Annotated in this window: 19 protein-coding genes; 7 read left to right on the top strand and 12 right to left on the bottom strand. The window is 71.2% G+C overall.

Annotated elements, in window-relative coordinates:
• Entirely contained in the window at window positions 1-1608 is a 1608-nt protein-coding gene (gene dnaG, locus NO900_RS04730; protein ID WP_256408068.1) for a DNA primase DnaG, read from the bottom strand.
• A gap of 177 nt (window positions 1609-1785) precedes the next feature.
• On the opposite strand from dnaG, the gene NO900_RS04735 reads away from it, so the two are divergent.
• The 3 genes from NO900_RS04735 to NO900_RS04745 all read left to right on the top strand — a co-directional run bounded on the left by NO900_RS04735 (window position 1786) and on the right by NO900_RS04745 (window position 4159).
• The gene (locus tag NO900_RS04735) at window positions 1786-2070 is read left to right on the top strand and encodes a hypothetical protein (protein ID WP_256408069.1); all 285 of its coding nucleotides are present in this window, start codon (window positions 1786-1788) and stop codon (window positions 2068-2070) included.
• On the top strand, window positions 2067-3551 hold the full coding sequence (locus tag NO900_RS04740; protein WP_256408070.1) for a sodium:solute symporter family protein: 1485 nt from the start codon (window positions 2067-2069) through the stop codon (window positions 3549-3551). The genes NO900_RS04735 and NO900_RS04740 overlap by 4 nt, the downstream gene beginning before the upstream one ends.
• 122 nt (window positions 3552-3673) lie before the next feature.
• Window positions 3674-4159 carry a hypothetical protein gene (locus tag NO900_RS04745; protein WP_256408071.1) on the top strand — a complete coding sequence of 162 codons (486 nt, stop codon included), beginning with the start codon at window positions 3674-3676 and terminating at the stop codon, window positions 4157-4159.
• A 45-nt stretch (window positions 4160-4204) separates the two neighbouring features.
• Here NO900_RS04745 and NO900_RS04750 read toward each other — a convergent pair whose 3' ends face one another.
• A complete protein-coding gene (locus tag NO900_RS04750; protein WP_256408072.1) occupies window positions 4205-5662 on the bottom strand; it encodes an MATE family efflux transporter in 1458 nt (485 codons plus the stop codon).
• 132 nt (window positions 5663-5794) lie between these two features.
• On the opposite strand from NO900_RS04750, the gene lipA reads away from it, so the two are divergent.
• Window positions 5795-6733, top strand: coding sequence for a lipoyl synthase (lipA, locus tag NO900_RS04755; protein WP_256408073.1), 939 nt, complete (start codon window positions 5795-5797; stop codon window positions 6731-6733).
• A 207-nt stretch (window positions 6734-6940) separates the two neighbouring features.
• On the top strand, window positions 6941-8332 hold the full coding sequence (locus NO900_RS04760; protein ID WP_256408074.1) for an ABC transporter substrate-binding protein: 1392 nt from the start codon (window positions 6941-6943) through the stop codon (window positions 8330-8332).
• Between the two features lie 202 nt (window positions 8333-8534).
• On the opposite strand, the gene NO900_RS04765 is transcribed toward NO900_RS04760, so the two are convergent.
• The 9 genes from NO900_RS04765 to NO900_RS04805 form a co-directional block, all read right to left on the bottom strand.
• Window positions 8535-9239, bottom strand: a complete 705-nt coding sequence (locus tag NO900_RS04765) for an ABC transporter ATP-binding protein (protein WP_256408075.1) — start codon at window positions 9237-9239, stop codon at window positions 8535-8537.
• The gene (locus tag NO900_RS04770; RefSeq protein WP_256408076.1) at window positions 9236-10213 is read right to left on the bottom strand and encodes an ABC transporter ATP-binding protein; all 978 of its coding nucleotides are present in this window, start codon (window positions 10211-10213) and stop codon (window positions 9236-9238) included. The genes NO900_RS04765 and NO900_RS04770 overlap by 4 nt, the downstream gene beginning before the upstream one ends.
• On the bottom strand, window positions 10210-11583 hold the full coding sequence (locus NO900_RS04775; protein ID WP_256408077.1) for a branched-chain amino acid ABC transporter permease: 1374 nt from the start codon (window positions 11581-11583) through the stop codon (window positions 10210-10212). The genes NO900_RS04770 and NO900_RS04775 overlap by 4 nt, the downstream gene beginning before the upstream one ends.
• Window positions 11580-12692, bottom strand: a complete 1113-nt coding sequence (locus tag NO900_RS04780) for a branched-chain amino acid ABC transporter permease (RefSeq protein ID WP_256408078.1) — start codon at window positions 12690-12692, stop codon at window positions 11580-11582. Before NO900_RS04780 ends, NO900_RS04775 begins: the two co-directional genes overlap by 4 nt.
• 211 nt (window positions 12693-12903) lie before the next feature.
• Complete coding sequence (ggt, locus tag NO900_RS04785; protein ID WP_256408079.1) at window positions 12904-14562, bottom strand: gamma-glutamyltransferase; 1659 nt, start codon at window positions 14560-14562, stop codon at window positions 12904-12906.
• 158 nt (window positions 14563-14720) lie between these two features.
• Window positions 14721-15026, bottom strand: coding sequence for a putative quinol monooxygenase (locus tag NO900_RS04790; protein WP_256408080.1), 306 nt, complete (start codon window positions 15024-15026; stop codon window positions 14721-14723).
• 346 nt (window positions 15027-15372) lie between these two features.
• On the bottom strand, window positions 15373-15834 hold the full coding sequence (locus tag NO900_RS04795) for a molybdopterin-dependent oxidoreductase (protein WP_256408081.1): 462 nt from the start codon (window positions 15832-15834) through the stop codon (window positions 15373-15375).
• Between the two features lie 503 nt (window positions 15835-16337).
• Entirely contained in the window at window positions 16338-18797 is a 2460-nt protein-coding gene (locus NO900_RS04800) for a heavy metal translocating P-type ATPase (RefSeq protein ID WP_256408082.1), read from the bottom strand.
• A 78-nt stretch (window positions 18798-18875) separates the two neighbouring features.
• A complete protein-coding gene (locus tag NO900_RS04805; protein WP_256408083.1) occupies window positions 18876-19631 on the bottom strand; it encodes a helix-turn-helix domain-containing protein in 756 nt (251 codons plus the stop codon).
• 271 nt (window positions 19632-19902) lie between these two features.
• Between NO900_RS04805 and NO900_RS04810 the strand changes: the two genes are divergently transcribed.
• Both NO900_RS04810 and NO900_RS04815 read left to right on the top strand, forming a co-directional pair.
• Window positions 19903-20322, top strand: a complete 420-nt coding sequence (locus NO900_RS04810) for an Htur_1727 family rSAM-partnered candidate RiPP (RefSeq protein WP_256408084.1) — start codon at window positions 19903-19905, stop codon at window positions 20320-20322.
• A complete protein-coding gene (locus NO900_RS04815) occupies window positions 20319-21542 on the top strand; it encodes a TIGR04347 family pseudo-SAM/SPASM protein (protein WP_256408085.1) in 1224 nt (407 codons plus the stop codon). The genes NO900_RS04810 and NO900_RS04815 overlap by 4 nt, the downstream gene beginning before the upstream one ends.
• A 6-nt stretch (window positions 21543-21548) precedes the next feature.
• Here the strand turns inward: NO900_RS04815 and NO900_RS04820 are convergent, their stop codons facing one another.
• Entirely contained in the window at window positions 21549-22160 is a 612-nt protein-coding gene (locus NO900_RS04820) for a helix-turn-helix domain-containing protein (protein WP_256408086.1), read from the bottom strand.
• Between the last annotated feature and the right edge of the window lie 84 nt (window positions 22161-22244).

A 22244-nucleotide genomic window follows, 5' to 3' on the forward strand; every position in this document is an offset into this window, starting at 1 on the left:
TCAGCTCCCCGTACGGAGGTCGCCGACCGTGAGCACGCGGGTCCCGACGGGCCGTTTCACGAACTCCCCGAGCTCGCGGCCGAGCAGTTCGCTGACCCCGCGCTGGGCCGCCACGTCGAGCAGCCGCTGGTCGATCCGACCGTCGACGACGACCGTGTGAGGGGCCGTCTCGGCCCCCTCGATCGCGTCGAAGGCGTCGCTCGCGTCGACCTCCGCGAGGACGCCGCGGTCGTCCCCGAGCAGGCGGGCGCGGTCGCTCCCGGCGTCGACGACCTCCTGCACGTGCTCCTCAACGGACCGCGGCTCGTCGTCGACGGGGGCGTCGGCGTCGGTCGCTCCGGCGTCACCGTCGCCGGTCGAAGTCGCCTCCGAATCCGATTCCGGCTCCGAATCCGTCTGCAGTTCCGAATCCGTTTCCGAGTTCCCCGTTGCGTCCCCCTCCGATCCGGTCTCGTCGGTCGCCGACCCGTCGCGCTCCCGACCGCCGTCCGCGTCGTCCGGCTCGGTCGCCGCCGGATCGGCGACGTCGACCGCGACCGACCCGTCGGCGGCCGCGTCGGTCGCCGCGGCCGGCGGGGTCTCCTCGACGGCCTCGACGAGCCCGCCGTCACCCGCGCCCCGGGCCGCCTCCGCGACGACGCCGTCGGGCTCCCGCTCGCCGGAGGTCGGCGGATCGGGGCCGGACGCGGTCGATCCGGCCCCGCCGGAGTCGGGCTCGGCTCCCGGTCCGTCCCCCTCGTCGCTCTCGTCCGTCTCGCCGGGGTCGTCCCCGTCGTCCGCGGCCGCCTCGCGGAGGTTGGGCTCGTCGGCGAGGGTGCCGTACGGGACCTTCCCGCGGAGCGCCTCGAAGACGGCGTTGCGGTCGAGGTCCTCGACCGATTCGCCGGGGGGCGCGAAGGCGACGTAGTCGACGTCGCCCACCTGCGCGAGCTCGCGGAGGATGAGCTCGCCGCCGCGGTCGCCGTCGAGGAAGGCGGTGACGGTCCGGTCGGCGGTGAGGTCGGCGACCGCGTCGGGGACGTTCGTCCCCTCGACGGCCACCGCGTTCTTGATCCCGCAGTCGAGCAGCGTGAGCACATCCGCGCGCCCCTCGACGACGATGACGGCGTCGGAGTCGCCGACGCGGGGGCCCGCGGGGAGCCCCTCGTAGTCGACGATCCCCTCGACGCGGGCGGCCTCGCGGACCTCTTCGAGGACGTCGTCGCTCGCGAGGCTCGTCTCCTCGAAGCCGTCGGCGATGAGCTCCTTCGCGCGCTCGACGACCTCGCGGCGCTTCGCCGCCCGCACGTCCTCGATGCTCGTCACCTCCACGGAGGCCTGGCAGGGGCCGATGCGGTCGATCGTCTCCAGCGCGGCCGCGAGGATCGCGGTCTCGACCTTGTCGAGGCTCGACGCGACGGTGACCTCGCCGAACGACTGCCCGTTCTCCGACTGGACGGAGACGTCGATCCGGCCGACCCGCGACGACTCCTGGAGGTCGCGGAGGTCCAACTCGTCGCCGAGGAGCCCCTCCGTCTGGCCGAACACCGCGCCGACGACGTCGCTCCGCTCCACGACGCCGTCCGCCGCGATGGTGGCGTGAATCAGGTATTTCTCTGTGTCTTTCATGGGAAGGTGAATGGTGATGATCGGACGGCGTCCGCCGCCCGTGCGTCGTTGTGCGCGTCGCCGAAAATAGTTATCGCACCCGCCACCGTCGACGCTCTTTGAAGAAATTTATTCTACAATCTACCGTATCGAACCCGTTCAATAAGATTTAAGCGTTCAAAGAAGTGATCTTTCGATATGAGACGACCTCGGAGAGATATCGTGTGGATTCCGACGTTCGCCGTGCTCGTCGCGTTCGCCGTGCCGTGGCCGCTGTGGGGCGTCGACCGCGTCGCCGCCGGGCTCCCGGTGTGGATCTGGTGGCACGTCGCGTGGCTCGGGCTCTGTGCGGTCCTGTTCTCGCGCTTCGCCCGGAGCGGCGCGTGGGAGCGCGGGATGGGGCTCCGGCCCGGGGCGGACGGGGACGACCGCGGCGCGGGCGGCGACGCGAGGGCTCCCCCCGCCGGGGGTGATCGGCCGTGACCCTCGGGCTCTCGCTCGGGATCGTCGTCGGCTACCTCGTCTTGGCGCTCGCGGTCGGCCTCGTCGCCTACCGCGTCTCGGAGACGACGGCGGAGGACTACTACCTCGCGAGCCGGTCGATCGGCACGGTGGTCCTGCTGTTCACGACCTTCGCCACGCTGCTGTCCGCGTTCACCTTCTTCGGCGGGCCGAACCTCGCGTACCTCGCGGGCCCCGAGTGGCTGATCGTGATGGGGACGCTCGACGGGGTGCTGTTCGCGGTGCTGTGGTACGCGATCGGCTACAAGCAGTGGCTGATCGGGAACCGCAACGGCTACGTGACGCTCGGGGAGATGCTGGGCGACCGGTTCGGCTCGACCGGGCTCCGGGCGCTCGTCGCCGGCGTGAGCCTCCTCTGGCTGTTCCCGTACGTCATGCTCCAGCAGATGGGCGCCGGCGAGGCCCTGGTGGGACTCACCGACGGCGTCGTCCCCTACTGGGGCGGCGCGGCGCTCATCACGGCCTTCATGATCCTCTACGTCGCCCTCGCGGGGATGCGCGGGGTCGCGTGGACGGACACGATCCAGGGGCTGTTCATGCTCTCCGTCGTCTGGATCGCCGCCGTCTGGGTGGTGTCGGCCGTCGGCGGCGTCGGCGCGGCCACCGGCGCGATGCTCGACGCCCGGCCCGACTTCGGGAGCTTCGGCGGCGGCACCTACTCGGTCGGGTTCATCGTCTCCACGGCGATCACCATCGCGTTCGGCGTGACGATGTTCCCGCAGATCAACCAGCGGTTCTTCGTCGCGAAGTCGGGCGAGACGCTGAAGCGGTCGTTCGCGCTGTGGCCGGTGCTCGTCCTCCTGCTGTTCGTCCCCGCGTTCATGCTCGGCGCGTGGGCGGCCGGGATGCCGGTCGACGTGCCTGAGAACGCCAACGTGCTCCCGATCGTGTTGAACGAGTACGCGCCGGCGTGGTTCGCGGCGCTCGTGATCGCCGGGGCGATGGCCGCGATGATGTCCTCGTCGGACTCGATGCTGCTGTCGGGGTCGTCGTACTTCACCCGCGACCTCTACCGGCCCGTGATCAACGCCGACGCCTCGGCGGAGCGCGAGGCGTGGGTCGCCCGGATCGGCGTCGCCGCCTTCGCGCTGCTGGCGTTCGTCGCGAGCCTGTTCCGGCCCGGGACGCTGATCGAGGTGGGCGACACCGCCTTCTCCGGGTTCGCGCTGCTCGCGCTCCCGGTCATCTGCGCGCTCTACTGGGAGCGGACCACCCGCACCGGGATGATCGCTGGCATCCTCGTCCCGCAGGTCGCCTACCTCGCGGTGGTGCTGTCGGCGGTCGTCGGGGTCGTCCCGACGCTCCCGCGGACCGTCCTCGGCGGCTGGGACGTCGCGCTCGGGCTGATGGCGCTCTCGGCGGTCCTCACCGTCGGCGTCTCGCTCCTCACCGCGCCGACCGCCGAGGGCGACGCGTCGCGGTTCGCGGTCGCGGGCGACTGAGGCCAGTCGGCCGAGTGTCGGCTCCCGATCGGTCGGGATCGACATCCGGGAGCGGACCCCGGACCGCGGCTCGGGCACCGATAGCTTATGTGCTCGCGTGACCATTCGAACGTAGAACCACCATGAGACGTATCCCCTTGATCCTCGCCGTCGCGGTCCTGCTCGCGGGCGCGCTGGCCGGCGTCGCGGTCGCGCAGTCCGACGGCGGCGCCGCGCAGACGGGCGACGGCGACGACCTGTACGAGTCGCTGGAGGAGATGGTCCCCGCGTACAACGAGAACGCGGACTCGGTCGACCTCGGTCCGGTCAACCTCGCCGGGACGAGCAACATCTACATTCAGGACGGCTCGTCCGAGGTCACGTACTCGATCACCATGGACCGACAGAACCGGATCACCGACCTCGACGACAGCCGCAGCGAGGACGCGGTGCGGAGGATCACGACCGACCGAGAGACGGTCGAGGAGCTCGTCGCGGCCGACAACCCCGCCGCGGCCTTCCGGAACGCCGTCGCCGACGACGAGATCGTGATCAGCGGAGAGACGGGCAACCCCGTCGAGCGGGTCAAGTGGACCGTGATCAACGCGGTCAAGGGATTCTTCATCTGAGCGCGTCGGTCCCGATCGGGATCGCCTCCCCGAGGGGCGGTCCCGCTAATCGTCGTCCTCAGCGGTGCCGCCGCCCCCCGCGCGCTCGGCGGCGGTCGGGAACATCCCCCGCCGCGTCGCGAACGCGAAGTACGCGCCCAGCCCGAGGAAGCCGGCGACGTTCGAGACGGTGACGGCCCAGAACACCGCCTCCACCCCCCATCCGAGCCCGGGGGCGACCGCGAGGCCGAAGGCGCCGAACGTCGCCGTGGCGGGGACCGCGGCGACCGCGATCGGGAACCGAATCGCCCAGTACTTGATCAGGTCGGCGACGAGGGAGGTCCGGGTGCGCGAGGCGCCGTTGAACCCGGCGAGCAGGGTGTACGTGCCGCCGAGCGCCGGGTACGAGACGGCGAGGACGCGCAGGTACAGGACGGAGAGCGACCGCCCCGTCGGGGTGAGGTCGGGGGCGAGCAGGTCGGCGATCGCGCCGGCGAACAGGAACTGAACGGCGCCGAGCGCGAGGAACCCGACGACGACCGTCCCGGTCCCGACGAGGGTCGTTCGCCGGGCCCGTCGGGGGGCGCCGGCGCCGAGGTTCTGCCCGATCATCGACTGGGCCGCCTGCTGGACGCCGAGCGCGGGGACGATCGCGAGCGTCGCGACCCGCGCGCCGACCGTGTACGCCGCCACCCCGGCCGCGCCGCCCGCGACCGCGACGAGGCCGACGACCAGCACGCGCACCAGTTCGCTGACGCCGCGCTGGCCGCCGAGCGGGAGCCCGACGGCGACGACCTCCCGGAGGTCGCCGGCGTCGACGACGAGCGCGTCGCGGGTGAGCCGGAACGTGTCGCGGCCGATCCCGGCCGCGTACGCGAGGACGTGGAGCAGCCCGGCGACGCCCGAGAGCGCGGTGGCGAGGGCCGCCCCGGCGACGCCGAACGCGGGGACCGGCCCGACCCCGAAGATCAGCGTCGGCGCCGCGACGAGGTTGACGAGGACGCTCGCGACGCTCACGTGGAGGACGGCCCTCGTGTCGCCGCGGGCGGTGAAGCAGTTCTCGACCGTCTCGCCGACCGCGCCGACCGGGAGGACGGCGGCGACGATCGCGAGGTAGGCGGCCGTGGTCCCGGCGAGCGCCGGGTCCGCGCCGAGGAACCGCACCAGCTCCTCTGCGAAGGCGGCGACGGGGACCGCGACGGCGGCCGTGACCGCGAGGGCGACGAGGGCGCCGTTGAACGCGACGCGGCGCGCGCCCGCCTCGTCGTCGCCGCCCGCCCGCTGGGCGACGAGGATCTGCGTCCCGACCGCGGCGACGACGACGACCGCGCCGAGGAGCGACTGGACGGGGAGGCTGAGCCCGACCGCCGCGACCGCGTCCTCGCTCACGCGGCCGAGCCAGAACGTGTCGACGAGGGCGTTCGCGACGTAGACGAGGTTCTGCGCGACGAGCGGGGCCGCGAGCAGCAGGAGCACGCGCCCCACCGGCCCGTCGGTGATCGCGTCGCCGTCGACGTCGAACATCGGATAGTTTCGTATCGGTTCACGATAACAAAATATTGTTGCTGTCGGACGTCCTACCGGTTCGTCGCCGTCGACGGACGTCGGTTCCGCGGCGACCCGCACGTTTTTGCACGCGGCCGCCGTGGTGAGGGTATGCAACGCGGCCGTCGGAAGCCGGACTGGCTGAAGTCGCGGCCACCCTCCGGCTCCCGGTTCACGGAGATCAAAGAGCGCCTCCGCGAGCGCGACCTCCACACCGTCTGCGAGGAGGCCAACTGCCCGAACATGGGCGAGTGTTGGTCGGGGCGGGACGGCCCCGGCACAGCGACGTTCATGCTCATGGGCGACCGCTGCTCGCGCGGCTGTAACTTCTGTGACGTGGAGACGGGCGGGATGGAGCCGCTCGATCCAGACGAGCCCGCGAACGTCGCCGAGGCGGTGACCGAGATCGGGCTCGACTACGTCGTCCTCACCTCCGTCGACCGCGACGACCTCGCGGACGGGGGCTCCGCCCACTTCGCCGAGACGATCCGCGAGATCAAGCGGCGGGACCCGGGGATCCTCGTCGAGACGCTGATCCCCGACTTCCAGGGGGACCCCGACGCGATCGACCGGATCGTCGAGGCGGGACCGGACGTGATCGCCCACAACGTCGAGACGGTCGAGCGCCTCCAGTGGCCCGTGCGGGACCGGCGGGCCGACTACGAGCAGTCGCTCTCCGTGCTTGACCGGGTGAACCGGGAGTCGGACGTCCACACCAAGACGAGCCTCATGCTCGGGGTCGGCGAGTACGCCCACGAGGTGTACCGGACGCTCGGAGACCTCAGCGAGGTCGGCGTCGACGTCGTCACCTTCGGACAGTACCTCCGGCCGTCGCGCTCGCACCTCGACGTGTTCGACTACGTCCACCCCGACGCCTTCGAGACGTGGCGCGCGGTCGCCGAGGAGGAGTTCGACTTCCTCTACTGCGCCTCGGGGCCGATGGTCCGCTCGTCGTACAAGGCCGGCGAGCTGTTCGTCGAGGCGCTGCTCCGCGAGGGCCGTTCGCCGGAAGACGCCCGGCAGCACGCACGCGCGGCCGGCGGGGACTGACGACCGCTACGGCCGCGGCCCGGTGACCGCCACGGTCGCGGCGGCCGGCGCCCCGCGCCGGGAAACGTGTACGGGTTCTGTTACGACCGTCCGGAAAACGACTCCGGGCCCTGCGGCCGTAAAACACCTAATATGTGTGCAAATGCCAGTAGCTGTGGGGAAGTTGACAGGGATATACTTATCAGAGAGGCCTCTATATGAATGGGTATGTCATACCACAAACGACGGCGTGACGTGCTGAAAACTGTCGGTGTCGCTGGCGCGGTCGGCCTCGCCGGCTGTGCCGGCGGCGACGGCGGTGACGGCGGAGACGGTGGCAACGGCGGTGACGGCGGCGACGGCGGCGACGGAATGGACGGCGAGGACGGCGGCTCCACCGACGGCGGGTCCGGCGGCGGTCCGGACCTACTCGTCGTCATCGGCTACCCCGAGAGCGGGATCCAGCTGTTCCGCGACTACTACTCCGCGTCGGACGGCGCCGAGGACATCCTCATCCCCGACGGGCTTCAGGACCCCTCGCTGCCCGGGCAGGTCGGGAACGCGATGGACAACGTCACCGGGACCGCGCCGGCGGCGGGCGGCCCGAACCAGGAGGCGTTCTCGACCCTGTACCAGGACACGTACGACGCGACGCCGGGCGTGTTCACCTCGCAGTCGTACGACTCCGCGGCGGCGCTCATCCTCGCGAACGTCGCGGCGGGCGAGAACGACGGGACCGCGGTCCGCGACCAGCTCCGGCGGATCGCGAACCCCGGCGGCACCGAGTACGGTCCGGGCGAGTTCCTCGACGCCGTCGAGGCGGCCGCGAACGGCGAGAACATCAACTACCAGGGGGCGTCGAGCGCGGTCAACTTCGACCAGAACGGCGACCCGGCGTCGGCGGCCTACCAGATCTGGGAGTTCGCCGGTCAGGGCGCCGACTCCGTCGACGTCCAGGAGACGCAGAACTTCTCCGGCGAGAATCCCGAGGGGGCCGGTCCCTCTGCCGACTCGTCGCCCGGCGGTCTCGGTCGCGAAGTGAGCCTCGGCATCCTGCTCCCCGAGACCGGCGACCTGGCGTCAACGGGGCGGCCGATGATCCGCGCGGCGGAGATCCCGGTCCAGCAGGTCAACGAGTCCGACCTCGACCTGACGGTGAACGCCCAGTTCGAGGACACGAACACCTCGCCCAACCAGGGGGTCAGCGGGGCCGAGTCGCTGATCAACTCTGGCGTCCCCGCCGTCTGCGGGACCGCCTCCTCCGGCGTGAACGTCCCGGTCTGTACGGAGGCGCTCATCCCGAACGAGGTCGTCGGCTGCTCGCCGTCCAGCACCGCGCTGTCGGTGACGAACCTCGAGGACGACGACTACATCTTCCGGACCGCCCCGAGCGACCAGCTCCAGGGCCGGGTCATGGCGCAGGTCGCCTCCGAGCGGCTCGGCGCCTCGACCGCCGCGACGCTGTACGTGAACAACGACTACGGTCAGCAGCTCTCGAACCGCTTCAGTAACGTGTTCGAGGAGTCGTTCGACGGCACGGTGTACGACCAGATCAGCTTCAACATCGGTTCGTCGTCGTACTCCAACGTCGTCGATCAGGCGCTTTCGAGCGGGAACTGAGCGCGCTCGGACGCCGACGCGTCGACCGGCGGCCTCCCGAACGCTCCCGTTTTTTCGCGCGCCCCGACCGACGAGCGGCGCGGCTCGCGCCCAATCCTCGCGAGCGACGCGTCGCTACAGGCGCGCCTTCGCTCTCTCGCAAACGATCCGACCGAGAACGGGTCGCGTCGCGGACCGATCGCCGACGCCCGCCGGCGACCGACTACCCGCCGAGGAACTCCCGGCGGACCTCCTCGTCGTTCAGCAGCGCGGTCCCCTCGTCCTCGAACCGGTTCTGCCCGTTCGCGAGCACGTACCCGCGGTCGCAGCGCCTGAGCGCCTCCTTGGCGTTCTGTTCGACCATCAGCACCGCGGTCCCCGTCTCGTTGATCTCGTCGATCTTGTCGAACATCTCGTCGACGAGGTCGGGCGCGAGCCCGGCGCTGGGCTCGTCGAGCAGCAGCAGCTCGGGGTCGAGCATCAGCGCCCGGCCCATCGCGAGCATCTGTCGCTGACCGCCGCTCAGCGTCCCCGCCTGCTGGTGTTTCCGCTCTTCGAGGATCGGGAACCGGTCGTACACCATCCGGAGCGCGTCCTGCGGGACCTCGTCGAGGATGTACGCGCCCATCTCGAGGTTCTCCTCGACGTCGAGCTCGGCGAAGACGTTCTCGCTCTGCGGGACGTACCCCAGCCCCTTGTGGATCACGTCCTCGGGCTTCGTGCCGCTGATGTCCTCGTTGTCGAACGTCACCGTCCCGCCCATGTGCGTCGTCAGGCCGAACACCGACTTCATGACGGTGGACTTGCCGGCCCCGTTCGGGCCGACGATGGTGACGTACTCCTCGCCGTCGACGTCGAGGTCGACGTCGGTGAGGATCTGCAGGTCGCCGTAGCCGGCGTCGAGGTCACGGACCTCCAGGAGGCTCATACCTCACCCCCGAGGTACGCCTCGATGACCTCCTCGCTCTCCTTGATCTCCGCGGGCGTCCCGTCCTTCAGGATCCGGCCCTGGTGCATGACGATGACCCGCTCGCAGTTGTTCATGATGAGGTCCATGTCGTGTTCCACGATGAGGAAGGTGTACCCCCGCTCGCGCAGCTCGTGGATGTGTTCGAGCAGCCGCTTTTCGAGCGTCGGGTTGACGCCCGCGAACGGCTCGTCGAGCAGCAGCACGTCGGGGTCGGTCAGCAGCGCCCGGGCCATCTCCAGCAGCTTCCGCTGGCCGCCGGAGAGGTTCCCGGCGTACTCGTCGGCGAGGTGGTCGATCTCGAAGAAGTCGAGCACCTCCCAGACGCGTTCGAGCTGCTCGGTCTCCTGCTCGCGGACCGAGCCGCGGGTGACCGGCATAATGGACCGCCACAGCGACTCGCCGATCTGGCCCTTCGGCGCGAGCATCATGTTCTCGAGGACCGTCATCTCCTCCAGCTCGCGGGCGATCTGGAACGTCCGCGCGAGCCCGCGGTTCGCGATCTCGTGCGGCTGGAGCCCGGTGATGTCCTCGCCGTTGAACCGGACCGTCCCCTCGGTGGGATCGAGCATCCCGGTGATGAGGTTGAACGTCGTCGACTTGCCGGCCCCGTTCGGGCCGATGAGCCCCGTGAGCGTTCCCTCCTCGACGTCGAAGCTGACGTCGTCGACGGCGGTGATCCCGCCGAACTCCTTCCGGAGCCCCTCGACTTCGAGGGGAGCGTACCGCCCGTCGTCGTCCCCGGCGTGCGTGTCGGGGTCGTCCTCGACGAGCGCCGTCAGATCGGCGTCGGGCGACGACCCGTCGACCGACCGGTCGCCGGCGGTCGGGGACGCCCCCTCGTCGACGTCGGCCGCCGTCTCACCGTCGGCGTCGGCCGCCGTCTCCTCGACCGGCGGGGACTCGCCCGCGGCGGATTCGTCGGTCTCGCTCACCGTTCTTCACCCCCGTCGGCGGCGGCCGGTTTCCCGGTCGACCCGCCGCTTCCCGGCCGCGCGAGGTCGACGCTCGACGCGGTCTCCTTGCGGTGGCCGAGCAGCCCCTCCGGCCGGTTGTGCATCAGCCAGATCAGCACCACGCCCATGATCACCAGCCGCAGTTGGCTGACATTGTCGAGCGTGTACACGATAAGGGGCACCGGGTCGAGCGAGGCGAACCCGGCCATCGCCTCGCCGAAGTTCCGCGGCGCGCTGCCCAGATCGAAGGCGGCCTGGACGAGGTTCTTGAAGTACCGCGGCCCCTCGTACAACAGCCCGGCGAAGATCGCGCCGCCGAGGAAGCTCCCGGTGTTCGAGCCGGCGCCGCCGATGATCAGCGCGATCCAGACGAAGAAGGTGATGTTCGGCCGGAACGACGGCGGCGTGATGCTCCCTTGGCCGGAGTACCAGAGGATACCGCCGAGCCCCATCAGCCCGGCGCCGAGCACGAACGCCGTGAGCTTGAACCGGTCGGTGTCCTTCCCCAAGGCGTTCGCGACGTCCTCGTCCTCGCGGATCGCTTTCAGCACCCGTCCGAACGGGGACTTCCCGGTCCGGGAGAGCAGCAGGTAGAACAGCCCGACGCCGACGAGGAGAACGATCCCGTAGAAGAGCCCGTCGAGCACCGGCTTGGGATTGTTCGAGATGACGTTCGCCTCGACGAACCCGACGAAGCCGAGGTACGGCTCCCAGAGGAAGAGGGTCCGAAGCAGCGCTTCGAGCGGGTCCGTGTAGTTCAGGATGAGCCCGCCGCCGCCGCCGAGTCCGACCGTGTCGGCCGCCGGGTTGACGGCGATCGGTCCGAGGCTGATGGTGTCCGGCACCGTGAACGTCTGGAACGTCCGGGACATCATCGTGAACCGGATGATCTCGGAGAACGCCACCGTGACGATGGCGAGGTAGTCGGCCCGGAGCCGGAGCGCGGGGAGCCCGACGAGGAGCCCGAACAGCGCCGCCATCGCCACGCCGGCGACGACGCCGACGACGAGCGGGAGCCCGAATCCGCCGACCTGCGCGGCGCCGTCCCCGACCGGCGGCTTCGAGACCACCGCGGTGGTGTAGATGCCGATGCCCATGAAGCCGACGATGCCGATGTTGAACAGCCCGGTGTATCCCCAGTGGAGGTTCAGCGCCAGCGCCATCATCCCGAACACGCCGATGAAGAACGTGAGGTTCGCGATCGAGTTCAGCTGCCCGCGGAGCTCGTAGCCGAAGGCGACGCCGGCGAGGATGTACACCAGGTAGAGGGCACCGAGGACGGCGAGCACGAGCGTTATGTCATGCTCGAAGAGGTCCTCGAACCGCCCGCGAATACCTTCGGCGCTCATGCTGTGGTCCTCCCGCTGAAGATGCCTTCAGGCTTGAACAGTAGGATCACGATCATGACCAGGAACGCGGCTGCGCGGCCGAACGCCGAGGGGATCCAGATCACGGAGACGGAGGCGGTGAGACCGATGATGATTCCGCCGCCGATCGCGCCGTAGATCGACCCGATCCCGCCGAGGATGACCGCGGCGAACACCAACAGCAGCAGCAGCCAGCCGTCGTTGAATCCGAGCGTCCCCTTCCAGAGGACGAACATGTACCCGGCGACGCCCGTGAGCCCGGCGCCGACGATCCACGTCGTCCGGATGACCTGTTCCGTCGGGATCCCGGTGATCCGCGCGAGGTCCTCGTTGTCGGACATCGCGCGCATCGCCTTCCCGAGCTTCGTCCGCTGGAGCAGCACGTGGACGCCGAGCATGAGCCCGGCCGCGACGGCCATGAGGCTGATGTCGTGCGCCGTCACGCGGAACGTCCCGTCGATCGCGGGCACGTTCACGCTCGGGACCGACCCCGCCGCGGTCGTCCCCCGCACGCCGGCCCCGTAGACGAACTGGAGCAGGTACCGGAGCGCGAACGCGACCCCGATACTGGTGATCAGCAGCGCGATGCCGCTCTCGTCGCGGATCGGCCGGTAGACGAACCGGTCGATCGCGAGCGCCAGTGCGATCGTCGCGAGCCCCGCCACGATGGCCCCGACGAGGACCGCGATCGGGGCGGTCGTGACGCCGATGCCGAGCGCGCCGCCGAACACCGACCCGCCCACGCCCACGAGCAGGAGCGCGCCGACGCTGTTCTCGCCGATCCCGGCGATGAGGTAGCTCGTCCCCATCCCGACGAACGCTCCGGTGGTGAGGTAGTCGCCGTGCGCGAAGTTCGCGAAGTTGAGAATACTGTACGTCATCGAGAGTCCAATGCCGGCCAGGCCAATAACCAGGCCCCTGAGCAGGCCGTCCCATACCAGGGACGCCAGACCGCTGATCTGGATCCCTCCGGTCAGGAGCCCGGAGACGAGTGACCACACCATCCACAGGACCACGAGTATGACCCCGATGGCGAGCGGTTCCTCGCTGAGGGTTTGGCGGTACCGGACGTACGTTTCAGAGACACTCACGTGATAACACTCCTCATCAAAGCCTATGAATCAACCTATAAGACGTTTTCTACCCAGAATCGCCCGACGTATATCACGTTTAGCCACATACAAACTGTCTGAGGAATATAATGACGTTCCTCTCGACGCCGCCGATGAGGTGTTTCTAACGCGGCGTTTCTAACGAGCCCCCCCAGACGCCGAGCCGCCCCCGACGCCGAGCCGCCCGTCGTCAGTACCCCTGCGCGTTGCCGTCCTTCCGCGGCTCGGTGGCGGCCGAGAGGACGCCGCCGTCGTTACGGACGATCTGCGCGCCGCCGAACTGGACCGGCGAGAGCGTCCTGACGTCGTGGTCCTTCCGGACCAGCTTCGCGACGACGTCGTCGTCGAAGTGGGGCTCGACGCCCAGCTCGCCGCTCTCGCGGTACCGCCACCGGGGCTCGTCGAGCGCGCGCTGGAGGGGCATGTCGTAGTCGACGACGTTCGAGATCACCTGCACGTGTCCCTGCGGCTGCATGTACCCGCCCATCACGCCGAAGGCGGCCCAGTCGTCCTCCCCGAGTCGGGCGATCGCCGGGATCAGCGTGTGGAACGGGCGCTTGCCCGGTTCGAGGCTGTTCGGGTGCTCGGGGTCGAGCGAGAACGACGCGCCCCGGTTCTGGAGCGCGATCCCGGTCTCGCCCGCGACGAGCCCGGAGCCGAAGCCGGCGAACCGCGAGTTGATGTACGAGACGACGTTGCCCTCGTCGTCGGCGACGGTGAGCAGCACCGTGTCGGCGTCCTCGGCGTTCGCGTTCGGCACGCCGAAGGAGACGTCGCCGTCGGCGGTCGGCCCGACGCCGGCCGCCCGCTCCGCCGCCCAGTCGGTCGATTCGAGCGGCGGAACGTCCTCGTAGTCGGGATCGGTGATGTAGCGGTGGCCGTCGTGGAAGGCGCGCTTCATGGCCTCCGCGAAGTAGTGGACGCGCTCGGCGGTGTCGTAGTCGTGCTCGCCGGCGCCGAGTTCGCTCGCGACGTTGAGCGCCTCAAGCGCGATGAGCCCCTGGTTGTTCGGCGGGAGCTCGTACACCTCGGCCCCGTTGTACGTCGTCGAGACGGGCTCCGGCCACTCGACCTCGAAGTCGGCGAGGTCGTCGACGGTCATGAACCCGCCCCGCGACTGCACCTCCCCGGCGATCGCCTCGGCGATCTCGCCCTCGTACACCGCGTCGGCGCCGCGCTCCGCGATCGCCTCCATCGACTCGCCGAGCCGCGGGAGCGTGACCGTCTCGCCGACCGACGGGGCGTCCCCCCCGAACAGGAACGCCTCCCGGGCGTGGTCGTCGGTGAACAGCTCCTCCGCGCCGGCCCAGTACGAGGCGATCACCTCCGAGACCGGGTACCCCTCGGTGGCGTACCGGATCGCGGGCGCGAGGGCGTCGGCGAGCGTGAGCCGGCCGAGCTCCTCGATCGTCGCCTCCCAGCCGCGGGCCGTCCCCGGGACCGTGACCGCGTGAGGGCCGTAGAAGGGCATTCCGGCCTCGTCGGTGTCGTCGACCGCGTACCCGCCGTCGTCCGGGTAGTACGCCGAGGCGTCGTCGTTCGCGTCCAACGCCTCCCGCACGTTCCCGATCGTCGCGTCGGCGGGCGCGCCCCCGCAGGCGCGCATCGCTCCGACGTCGCCGTCGGCCGTGCGGTAGAGCGCGAACACGTCGCCGCCGAGCCCCGTCGACGTCGGCTCGACGACGTTCAGCGCGGCCGCGGTCGCCACGGCCGCGTCGAACGCGTTCCCGCCCTCGCGCAGCGTCTCGATCCCCGCCTGACTGGCGAGGGGCTGGCTGGTCGCGACGACGCCGCGCCGGCCGTATACCGTCGACCGCCGAGAAGCGAACCGGTCCAGGTCTGGTTCCATACCCCCGATCCGGCTGCCCGGCGTATAAATACCGGTCCGGATCTATCCGGTCGCCTCGCCGACCGGCCACGGCGATTCGCGCCCGTCTCTCCCGTTCGCGAGCGGCCCGACGGCTTCGGAACCGACGGATCGCCGAGCGAGAACCGACGCTCGATCCCCTACGAGTGCTTGGCGGCCAACACGTCGATCTCGTCGATCTGGGGGTCCGACTCGAACAGCTCGTCGGCGCGGTCCAGCAGCTCGGCGGCGATCTCCCCGTCGAGGTGCGCCTGCCGCCCCTCCTCGTCGGGGAACGTGTCGAAGATACCGAACGTCGTCTCGTCGAGTCTGAGCGCGAACCACGTCGTCGTCTTCTCCTCGGCCTCCGCGGCCGGGAGCGCGGATTCGAGGAACTCGGCGACCTCCTCGGTCTTCTCCGGCTTCGCTTCGAGGCGGGCCTGCAGCGCGTACTCGGAGTCTGACATTCCGTCCGGATCGAGGGGCGCGAGCCGAATAAGTCCGGCTACGGGAGCAATCCGGACGCCGGTCTCGGTCCTCGGCGGCTGCTGCGAGTGCGAAGGGACTCGCCGGGATCGACCGCGCCGATAAACGCTCACCGGCTATATCGAATCCGCGAACCGTCGGCGCGGGCGGTCACCGGCGACCGACGGAAACGGGACGGCTCCGTGTCGACGTGAAAAAACCGGTGGCCTCTGCACTCATAGGGCTCGTCATCGCTGGTGCCGAGGCAGCTCGGGGCGGTGCGTCGTCATCGGCCGGTGGCTCGTAGTCGGCTCGTCGTCTAAAGTGACCGGGTCCGACCCGTCGCGGTCAGTACCCGAGCTCCTCGTGCTCCTGCGGGTCCTCGTCCGGTCCGAGGCGCAGGAACTCGAGCTCGCGAACCCCCCGAACGGTCCGCCCCGCGTCGACGGAGGCGACGAACCGCGGGCGCCGGGCCGGCGGCAGGGGCTCGCCCGCGCGCTCGACCGCCAGCACGGCGTCGAGCGCGGTCCGGACCGGCACGCAGACGGCGTACCCGTCGGCCGCGACGCGCACGTGGGTCGCCTCCGGGTCGACGTCGACGTCCGACCGGTCGAGCAGCGCCGCCACCGGGACCCCGCGCCAGGCGCCGCCCCAGCGCTCGCCGCTGGCGCACAGGAACTCCTCCTCGACGCGTTCGAGCTCGCTCTCGTCGACCGCGCCGCAGACCACCGTCCCGTCCGCGAGCCCGGACAGTCGGACCGCGGTCCGCGCCGCCGCGTCCGGGATCGCCTCGCGATCGTGTGGGCGCATGACCGGCGGTAAGAGCGCCGCCCTTACAAATCGGCGACACCGTTTCCGGGGACTGGGCATCCGTCGCGGTCCCCGGAGGAGCGGCGCGGCTCCGGGCGCTCTGCTCGTCGGTTCGGAAAATCGGGACGCGGTCGGTCACTCGCCGCCGTGACACGACCCCGCGTACGCGTTCCACCGGCCGGTCCCGTTCGGGATCCGCTCCGTGTCCGTCGCGTCGAACGTCGCCGCGCACCGCGCGACCGCCTCCGCCGCTGTCGGGAGGTCGTCGGCCTCCTCGCCGCTGCTCTCCTCGTCGGCCGCCGACGGGACGGTCTCCGTTGACGCTCTCTCCGTTTCGATGCTCGCCTCGCGCGCACTCGGACCCTCGGGGCGGGTCGCCGCCGCCGATTCCGAGCCTGCGTCAGTCGTGTACTACGGGTGGCACGTCTCTCCCGAGACGTCGGTCGTTAATAATAGTTCATGTTCGTTTCGGGCGTCGGGAACGAGGGCCTCGCCCCCGCCGGTCACTCGTACGACTCGGGCTCGATGCCGGAGAGCCGCATCGCGTTGCCGGTGACGCCGAGGCTCATCCCCATGTCGCCGACGACGACCGCGACGGCGACGCTCACGAGCCCCAGCGGCACGCCGAGCGCGAGGAGGGCCTTCACGCCGAGGCTCGCCCAGACGTTCTGCCGGATGACGCCGTTGGCGGTGTGCGAGAGCGCGTAGAGGTACGGGAGCTTCGCCACGTCGTCGCCCATCAGCGCGATGTCCGCGGTCTCCAGGGCGGTGTCGGTCCCGGCGGCGCCCATCGCCACGCCGACGTCGGCGGTCGCCAGCGCGGGCGCGTCGTTGATCCCGTCGCCGACCATCGCCACCTCCCCGTACTCGGCCCGCAGCGACTCGACCGCCGCGACCTTCTCCTCGGGGAGGAGGTCGGCGCGATACTCGTCGACCCCCACCTGCTCGGCGATCGCCCTGGCGGTGCCCTCGTTGTCGCCCGTCAGCATGACGACGCGCTCCACGCCGAGCTCGCGGAGGCGCTCGACGGCCCGCTCCGAGTCGGGCCGCACCTCGTCCGCGACGGCGACGGCCCCGGTCAGCGAACTCGCCGTCCCGACGAGCACGACGGTCTTCCCCTCGCGCTCTAACGCGGCGAGGGCCCCCTCCGGGAGCTCTCCGGGGCCGCCTCCGCCCGCCGCGGGATCGGCCTCGTCGTCCGCCGCGACGACGCCGCCGTCGGTCTCGGCCCGCGCCCGCGACAGGTCGAAGCCGAGCTCCTCGAACAGCGCGGGCTTCCCGGCGTAGTACGTCTCGCCGTCGATCTCGGCGCGGATCCCCTTCCCGGTCAGGCTCTCGAACCCCGTCGGCTCGGTGAGGTCCCCGACGCCCGCCCGCTCGGCGCGGTCGAGGATCGCGGCGGCGATGGGGTGTTCGCTCCGGCGCTCCAGCGCCGCGGCCCGCCGCAGCAGCGTCGCCTCGTCGGCGTCGCCGAGCGGGATCAGGTCGGTGACCGCGAGCTCGCCCCTGGTGAGCGTCCCGGTCTTGTCGAGCGCGACGGCGTCGACCTCGCCCATCGCCTCTAGGTGGTTGCCGCCCTTAATCAGCACGCCGTTCCTCGCCGCGCTGGTGATCCCGGAGACGACCGAGACGGGCGTCGAGATGACGAACGCGCAGGGGCAGGCGATCACGAGCAGCGTGAGCCCGCGGACGAACCACGTCCCCCAGTCCGCGGCGAAGACGAACGGGTAGCCGGCGATACCGACCGTCACCGGCTCCGCGATGAGGAGCGGCGGCACCGCGGCGGTCAGGACCGCCAGCGCGACGACGACCGGCGTGTAATACCCCGCGAAGCGGTCGACGAACCGCTCCGTCTCTGTCTTCTCGGCCTGCGCGCCCTGCACCAGCTCGATGATCCGCGAGAGGGTGGAGTCGCCCGCGGTGGAGCTCACCTCGATCTCGAGGTACCCCTCCTCGTTGATCGACCCCGCGAACGCCTCGTCGCCGACCGCCTTGTCGACGGGGACGCTCTCGCCGGTGATCGGGGACTCGTCGACCGCGCTCTCGCCCTCGACCACCGTCCCGTCGAGCGGGACCTTCTCGCCCGGCCGGACGACCACGGTCTCGCCGACTGCGACGTCGTCGGTCGGGACGGTCACCTCGTCGCCCTCCCGCCTGACGGTGGCCTCGTCCGGGGACAGCTCCATCAGCTCGCGCAGCGAGTCGCGGGCGCGGTCCATCGCGTAGTCCTCCAGCAGCTCGGCGACGCTGAAGAGGACGGCGAGCGTGGCGGCCTCGACGAAGTAGCCGATCCCCGTCGCGGCGACGATCGCCGTCCCCATCAGCAGGTCGATGTCGAGGCTGCGGTTCAGCGCCGAGTAGTAACCGGCGCGGACGACGGGGATCCCGCTGGCCGCGACGGCGCCGACGAACAGCGCGTCCGCGAGCGTGAGCGGGACGCTCAGCACGCTCGCGACGACGGGATTGGACGCGGTCAGCACGAACTCGAACAGGAGCCCCCCGACCACGAGGACCGCGCCGAGCCACGTCTTCTTCGCGCGCGGCGTCGTCCAGACCTCGGCGGGCGGCGCGACGGCGACGCCGGGTCCCCCGCCGGCGCCCCCGTCGCCGTCGTCCGCGTCACCGTCGCCCGCCGACCGTCCCCCCGTGACCTCGTAGCCGGCGCCCTCGATCGCGGCGACCACGTCCCCCTCGTCGGCGCGGTCGGGATCGTACGTGACCGTCGCGGTCCCGGCGGTGGGATTGAGCGCGACGTCGACCACGCCGTCGACGCGCCCGAGGGCGTTGTCGACCTTCCCGGCGCACGACGGGCAGTCCATCTCGGGGACCGCGAGGTCGGCCGTCAGCTCGCGCCGCCCGCCGTCCGCGCCCGTATCGGGGACCCCGTCCCCGGCGGTCCCGCTTGCGCCGCTTCCGGCCCCGCCGCCGTCGGGCCCGCCGCGTCCGTCCGACTTGTCGCTCATTACGTCGAGGGAGGGGCCTCGCGTCGATAAGCCTTGGTTGGAGACTTCCAACTCTTCCGCGAAAACGCCTCGGCTCGGCTACTCGAACGGCGCCGGCGCGGCGTCGCCCGCGACCGACCGGGCGACGTGCGCCTTCGCGAGGCGCTCCTCGGCCCGGCGGAGGCGGTAGGTGAGCGTCGACCGCGGCACGTCGAGGTGGTCGGCGAGCTCGCCCGCGTCGACCGCCCGCGGGGACTCGTAGTAGCCGTGCTCGACCGCGGCCCTGAGGGCGGCCTCCTGCTCCGGGGAGAGCCCGACGCCGTCCGCGTCGGCCCGCGTCCCGCCGCCCGCCGAGGCGTTCGCGGTCCTGAGCAGCTCCGTGCGCGCCGCGTCGCCGACGGCGTCCCGGAGCGCGTCGAAGAAGGCGCCCACGTCGCCCTCGCCGGAGTGGATCAGCCGCCAGGTGTAGTGTCGCCCCTCGTGGCGGGTCTCGAACAGCACGCCGTCGCCGAGGTGGTCGCGGGCGATGTGCGGGACGGACGCGCAGACGGGCGTGGGCTCCCAGTCGGTGTACAACACGAGGGTGTCGTCGGTCCGGTCGAGGACGCGGGTGGTCTGCGTCGCGCCGCAGTCCTCGGTCGCGAGGCAGTCGGCGTAGTAGTCGCCGTCGGTGAAGGCGTCCTCGACGGCCGCGAGCGCCTCCGGGGTCCCGGTCGCGTGGTCGACGCGCCAGAGGTGGTCGTCGGTGGCGTGGAGCGACAGCGACCGCACCCGCGTCCCCGGATGGCCCGCGAGCGCGTCGGCCACCCGGTTGCGCCCCGGCTCGTACTCCAGGGCGAAGACGAGTTCGCGCATGGGGGCCGCTAGGCGACGGTCGGACATAACTGGTGGCCCCGAAGCGCCGCGACCGCCACGGACGCCGTCCGAGCCGGTTTCGAGCCGGTCACGGGCGGTCCGCCTCGTCGCCGTCGAATCCGCGTGCGTCTCACTCGCGAAATCCGCCCCGAATCCGGATTCGCTATACCGGCATGCGATTTACGCGTCGGGGGTCCGAACGTGTTCGGTCGGATTTCGCCCCCGTGAGAACGCGCGAAACCGGGTTCGGTGGGTCGGTCCTACGCGGCGTATGGTCGAGAAGACGGACCGAACCGCCGGACCGGGCGGCCCGCGCTCGGCGGACGGCCGACGCTTCGAGGTGTTCGTCAGGGAGGCGGAGGCCGACCCGCTCCGCCACGTCGGCACCGTCGCGGCGCCGACGCCGGACGCCGCGCACGAGGAGGCGAGCGAGCTCTTCGCCCGGTACGCCCGCGACGTGTGGCTCTGTCCCGCCGAGGAGACGCACCGCTACTCCGCCGAGTCGCTGGCGGGCGACGACCGCGAGTCCGGCGACGCGGGCGACGGCGCGTCTCCGGACCGCGACGGCGACCCGCGCGCCTCCGAGGCGGCGGAGGGGACTCCGACCGTCGCCTGCGGCGGCGCGCCGGTCGAGGGCGACGCCGAAGCGGCGGACCCCGACGACGCTCCCGGTCCGGAGGGCGACCGATGATCTCGGTCAGCAAGCTCCTCTGCGGGCTCGACGCCGAGAGCGACGGCCTCCGGTACGACGCCGCCGAGGGCTCGGAGAAGCCGCAGATCACGGAGGACAAACAGCGGCGTCCGGTCGTCGTCTGGAACGCGACGAAGCGGTGTAACCTCTACTGCGAGCACTGCTACGCCGCGGCCGACGAGGAGGGGGCGCCGAACGAGCTGTCGACCGCGGAGGGGAAGGCGCTCATCGACGACCTCGCCGCGTTCGGCGTGCCGGTCCTCCTCTTCTCCGGCGGGGAGCCCTTGGTCCGGGAGGACCTCGCGGAGCTCGTCGCCCACGCCGACGACGCCGGGATCCGGCCCGTCCTCTCGACGAACGGGACGCTCCTGACCCGCGAGCGCGCTCGGGAGCTGAAGGCGGCGGGGCTCAAGTACGCCGGCGTCTCCGTCGACGGGCTCCCCGAGCGCAACGACCGGATCCGGGGCGAGGAGGGCGCGTTCGACGCCGCGGTCCGCGGGATCGAGGCGTGTCTCGACGTCGGCCTCAAGACCGGGCTCCGCTACACGATCACCGAGCACAACGTCGACGACCTCGCGGGCGTCGTCGACCTCCTCGTCGACGTCGGCGTCGACCGCTTCTGCTTCTACCACCTCGACTACGGCGGGCGCGGCGCCGACATCTCGGACGTCGACCTGAGCCCCGAGGCGACCCGGGAGGCGGTCGCCGACCTCTGTGACCTCACCCGCGAGTACCACGCGGCCGGCGAGGAGATCGAGACGCTGCTCGTCGGCAACTACGCCGACGCCGGCCACCTCGTCGAGTACGCCGACCGCGAGATCGGGACCGACCGCGCCCGACTGATCTACGAGCACCTCCGGCGCAACGGCGGGGACCCGACCGGCGAGCGCGTCGCCGACGTCGACCCCGTCGGCAACGTCCACCTCACGCAGTTCTGGCAGGGGTACTCGCTCGGCAACGTCCGCGACCGCTCGTTCGGCGCGATCTGGTCGGACGAGTCGAACCCGCTCCTCGCCGGGCTCCGGGACCGCGAGGACCGGCTCACCGGGCGATGCGCCGACTGCGCGTACAAGTCGATCTGCCGGGGCGGCTCGCGGCTCCGCGCCCTCTCGGCGCACGGCGACCCCTTCGCGCCCGATCCGAAGTGTTACCTCACGGAGGCGGAACGCGACGGCGCGGAGGCGCTGCGCCGCGTCCGCGGCGGGTCCCCGGCCGACTGAGGGGACCTACTCCTCGACGCCGTCGAACACGTCCGTCACGAGCTTCGCCTGCGCGCCCCGGAGCCGCTGTGAGAGCGCCGACTTGCTGATCGACAGCTCGGCCGCGAGGTCGCCGAGCGAGACGTCGGCGCCGTCGTCGAAGTAGCCGCGGACCACGGCGAGCTCCATCCCCTCCCGCTGTTTCGGGGTGAGCGCCGAGAGGTCCACGGTCGCCTGCTCGGTCGACTCGGGCCCCGAGACCACGGCGAGCCGGACCAGCCGCACGCGGTCGAGCGCCTCCCTGAGCGCCGCGACGAGCTCGCGGACGGCGTCGCGGTCGTCGACGTACGACGTGACGAGCACCGTCCCCTCGTCGACCCGCCGGACGTGGGGGACGTAGCCGAACTCCTGGAAGACGCGACAGAGGCAGTCGTCCGCGACCTCGCCGCGGTCGCGGCGGATCCCCTCCCCGTCCGCGGGCCGGACCTCCACCGTGCACTCGTCGCCGACCGCGTTGACGGTGACGTCGGCCGCGCTCTCCGCCTGCGAGACGATCGGGCAGTCCCACTCGTCGGACGGGTCGACCTCGAGGTCGACGCGGAGCCGTCGTTCGCCGTCGTCGCCGGCGGGTTCGACCATACGCCCGATCGATGAGCCTCGGCTTTAGGCGTTCGGCGCGTCCTCACGGATCGAAAAATCGGGGTCGGGCGGCGGGGTCGGGAA

The sequence above is a fragment of the Halorubrum rutilum genome (genome assembly GCF_024494565.1).

Coding starts and splice junctions, on each gene's coding strand:
- dnaG (WP_256408068.1), bottom strand. CDS start 1,608: ATGAAAGACACAGAGAAATACCTGATTCACGCCACCATCGCGGCGGAC.
- NO900_RS04735 (WP_256408069.1), top strand. CDS start 1,786: ATGAGACGACCTCGGAGAGATATCGTGTGGATTCCGACGTTCGCCGTG.
- NO900_RS04745 (WP_256408071.1), top strand. CDS start 3,674: ATGAGACGTATCCCCTTGATCCTCGCCGTCGCGGTCCTGCTCGCGGGC.
- NO900_RS04750 (WP_256408072.1), bottom strand. CDS start 5,662: ATGTTCGACGTCGACGGCGACGCGATCACCGACGGGCCGGTGGGGCGC.
- lipA (WP_256408073.1), top strand. CDS start 5,795: ATGCAACGCGGCCGTCGGAAGCCGGACTGGCTGAAGTCGCGGCCACCC.
- NO900_RS04760 (WP_256408074.1), top strand. CDS start 6,941: ATGTCATACCACAAACGACGGCGTGACGTGCTGAAAACTGTCGGTGTC.
- NO900_RS04765 (WP_256408075.1), bottom strand. CDS start 9,239: ATGAGCCTCCTGGAGGTCCGTGACCTCGACGCCGGCTACGGCGACCTG.
- NO900_RS04775 (WP_256408077.1), bottom strand. CDS start 11,583: ATGAGCGCCGAAGGTATTCGCGGGCGGTTCGAGGACCTCTTCGAGCAT.
- ggt (WP_256408079.1), bottom strand. CDS start 14,562: ATGGAACCAGACCTGGACCGGTTCGCTTCTCGGCGGTCGACGGTATAC.
- NO900_RS04790 (WP_256408080.1), bottom strand. CDS start 15,026: ATGTCAGACTCCGAGTACGCGCTGCAGGCCCGCCTCGAAGCGAAGCCG.
- NO900_RS04795 (WP_256408081.1), bottom strand. CDS start 15,834: ATGCGCCCACACGATCGCGAGGCGATCCCGGACGCGGCGGCGCGGACC.
- NO900_RS04800 (WP_256408082.1), bottom strand. CDS start 18,797: ATGAGCGACAAGTCGGACGGACGCGGCGGGCCCGACGGCGGCGGGGCC.
- NO900_RS04805 (WP_256408083.1), bottom strand. CDS start 19,631: ATGCGCGAACTCGTCTTCGCCCTGGAGTACGAGCCGGGGCGCAACCGG.
- NO900_RS04810 (WP_256408084.1), top strand. CDS start 19,903: ATGGTCGAGAAGACGGACCGAACCGCCGGACCGGGCGGCCCGCGCTCG.
- NO900_RS04815 (WP_256408085.1), top strand. CDS start 20,319: ATGATCTCGGTCAGCAAGCTCCTCTGCGGGCTCGACGCCGAGAGCGAC.
- NO900_RS04820 (WP_256408086.1), bottom strand. CDS start 22,160: ATGGTCGAACCCGCCGGCGACGACGGCGAACGACGGCTCCGCGTCGAC.